Raw genomic sequence first — 2,863 nt, 5'->3', positions numbered from 1 at the left:
AGGCTCTAAACATGCGACCGCCCGTTCCAGAAACCTTGCTCAAAACTGGCCCATAGAATTGGGGCTGGACATTGGGACCACTTTATTTGAGAACGGGCTCAGAATAATTGAGACGGGCTCACATTTCTGAGACTGGGATCGGTGGGGTGAGACCATCCACATGACCTCATAGCGACAACCCCGCCATCCGCATTCGCTCTGCCAATTCGCGGGTCCGCGCGGGTTCAAGCTGCCCGCTCAGGAAGCGTTTGATCTCGGCAGGTTTGGACTGGAACTGATCCGCCAATACCTTCACAGAATAGCCCTGCCGGGTGAGACGTGGCTCCAAGTCATCAAAGTCGGGGGCCAGGGTGGCCGACACAATATCCGGCGTGATTGGTTTCTGGCCGATGCGGAACCCGGCCTCCAATGCCCGGTTTAAATATTCGGCAAACTGTAAGGGTGTGGTCAGGCGCTCTGCCAGTAGGTCCAGCGCCGCCGGTTCGATAATCTCGTCAAGTGGAGCGTCGTCCTCGGTACACTGGTCCAAAAGCCAGTCGAGATAGGTTCGGGACTCTTCCCCCAATCCTTCGAAGGGCAGGATATCAGTGCGATGCCCGATCTCTTCCATCGTTGGGCGGCGAAGGTCGTTTCGCAGCTTCGGATGGCCGACCAGAATAACGGACAGATTGCCTCCGCCGCGCGCGATCACTTCCATCAGGCGTTTCAGCCCGATCAATGTCTTTCCATGCAGATCATGGGCCTCATCGACAAACAGCGCCACGGGCTTTCCGGAGCGGGCTACCAGCTTCTGAAGTTCTCGTTCCCTCTTTTCACCTTGGGTTGGAATCTTTGGTTCTTTCTCTCGTGAGAGATCGTAGAACAGGGCTGAGATTAGCGTCGGAACGGTCGTGCGGGCTTTGTCCACCGACAGGCTTTCGGCGACAGTGACCTTCTTTTCGCGCGCAATTTCATCTTGCAACCGGTGCAGGAACACAGTCTTGCCGATGCCAACTGGGCCTGTCACAGCGATCAGGCGTCCGGTTCCAATGCCCGCCCGGACGGTGTGGGTGATCTGACGATGGTTCTCGGTCTCATAGAATCCGGCAGCTCGCCAGTCCTTGATCAGCCCATATCGCGCCATGATCTCGGCATTCAGCATTACTCGCTCTCCTCTTCAGCGGCCGGTCGCTTAGGCGAGAACCGGGCAGTTATTCCTTGTTTGATTTCCGTCTTGTCGAGCGTGCGGTCGACAAGATCATTCACGAACGACAGATCCTCGTCTGTCAGGCGGGCCAGCGGCTTGTGCAGCAAATCCGAGACCCCGCGCAGCGCATCCAATCGGCTGCTATAGGTGAACTCTCCATAGGGATCCGGATCGACAAAGGCCTGGCTGGCGAACGGCAGTACGTCTGCGGCTTTGGCCAGGCTTGAATCCAACCCGGCAAGCGCCGATCTGGGCACCGAGATCTTCTGCGCAAGATCTCCGATCCTGTCGGCCCGTGCCTGTGTTTGTGTTTTCTTGGGCTTGCGATAGCGATGCAGCGGGATAGGCCCACCTGTCGGGCGGTAGGGGCCAAAGCGCTTGTCGTTCCACTCAACGAACAGCTCGTGATCAAACACCTGCAGACCTGGTTAAGAAAGGTGGGCATTAAGCCGATCCAAATCTACCCGGGATCACCTTGGGAGAATGGATACAACGAGCGCTTCAATGGCACTCTGCGCCGGGAAGTCCTCAACGCAGAATGGTTCCACACCACCAAACAGGCTCAGATCGTCATCAATACCTGGCTTAGACAGTACAATCGTGTCAGACCCCATCAGGCTCTAAACATGCGACCGCCCGTTCCAGAAACCTTGCTCAAAACTGGCCCATAGAATTGGGGCTGGACAAAGTTACTGCTCTCTTTACCGATGTACAACTGGAAGCTGACGGCACTGGTTGGCTTTGGCTTTATACGATGATTCCTTCTGAAGAAGTTGAGGAAGAAAGGCACTCTGATACCGGAATTTTTCTAACTCAACGATTTATGCCAGTGTGCACAAAACCAGAGAATTTTCTCACCCGGAAGTTCGTCGAATTTGATGACGGAACTAAGGGCGAGGAACTGGCCTTCTACTTCCTAGATTTAAGCCGCCCAGAAAGATTTTTTGGATATCTAGACACCAATATTCTAGGAATTTCCAACTGGTTTATTGATAATCAAGAAGTGAAAAAATTTCTTGCAGAGTAATACGAGCCGACGGGGTGAGCGTTGTCGCTGTGACGGCGTCGGATGGTCTCACCCCACCGATCCCAGTCTCAGCAATGTGAGCCCGTCTCAATTATTCTGAGTCCAGTCGCAAATAATGTGATCCCAAATCGATTTACAGTCTCAAATAATCTGAGCCAGAAATGCCGATAATCTCGCGCCCAACGGATTATGATCTCAAGCCACTACACATAGGGCGTCACCAGAGGGCAGTACGGCTGTGTCAGACCACCCAATCCGGAAACCAGGGGCGGACTGTCAGTTAACCCACACGCGGTGCCCGACTTGCGGCCGGATGTTAGGCTGTCAGGATGATGTAACCGGTTAGTGCTGCAGTGTGCGCCAAGGCGTAGCGGCGGCCCGATGAACCGATGAACCGATGAACCGATGAACCGATGAACCGATGAACCGATGAACCGATGAACCGATGAAACGATGGACCCAACCGGCCTGCAAGTAACAGGCTGAATTTATTGTGCAAATTGGCGGTTTTTAGCCAAGCACTCGCAGGCCAATCAAATCGTCCCATACCGAACAATAGAACCAGTTGACTGCCTTCGGGAAATTCCCAAATCCTATATTTAAATAGACACCAGCTATGATGGGCCCTGCGCTTATGAGGTCCCGCTCAT

General features: G+C 54.0%; 4 protein-coding genes. 2 read left to right on the top strand and 2 right to left on the bottom strand.

What is annotated here, in order from left to right:
- Nucleotides 1–166 precede the first annotated feature (166 nt).
- Nucleotides 167–1,141 carry an ExeA family protein gene (locus ACR0LN_RS23830; protein ID WP_480433215.1) on the bottom strand — a complete coding sequence of 325 codons (975 nt, stop codon included), beginning with the start codon at nucleotides 1,139–1,141 and terminating at the stop codon, nucleotides 167–169.
- Nucleotides 1,141–1,602 carry a hypothetical protein gene (locus ACR0LN_RS23825; RefSeq protein WP_480424837.1) on the bottom strand — a complete coding sequence of 154 codons (462 nt, stop codon included), beginning with the start codon at nucleotides 1,600–1,602 and terminating at the stop codon, nucleotides 1,141–1,143. Before ACR0LN_RS23825 ends, ACR0LN_RS23830 begins: the two co-directional genes overlap by 1 nt.
- Here ACR0LN_RS23825 and ACR0LN_RS23820 point away from each other — a divergent pair.
- Nucleotides 1,519–1,857, top strand: a complete 339-nt coding sequence (locus tag ACR0LN_RS23820; RefSeq protein WP_480433214.1) for an integrase core domain-containing protein — start codon at nucleotides 1,519–1,521, stop codon at nucleotides 1,855–1,857. The two genes, ACR0LN_RS23825 and ACR0LN_RS23820, sit on opposite strands and share 84 nt — an antisense overlap.
- Nucleotides 1,858–1,859: 2 nt before the next feature.
- Complete coding sequence (locus tag ACR0LN_RS23815; protein ID WP_480424834.1) at nucleotides 1,860–2,213, top strand: hypothetical protein; 354 nt, start codon at nucleotides 1,860–1,862, stop codon at nucleotides 2,211–2,213.
- Nucleotides 2,214–2,863: the final 650 nt, after the last annotated feature.

Source organism: Ruegeria sp. AA6, assembly GCF_056542865.1.
Note: the sequence above shows the minus strand (reverse complement) of the source record. Positions and strands in the feature narration are given on the sequence as shown.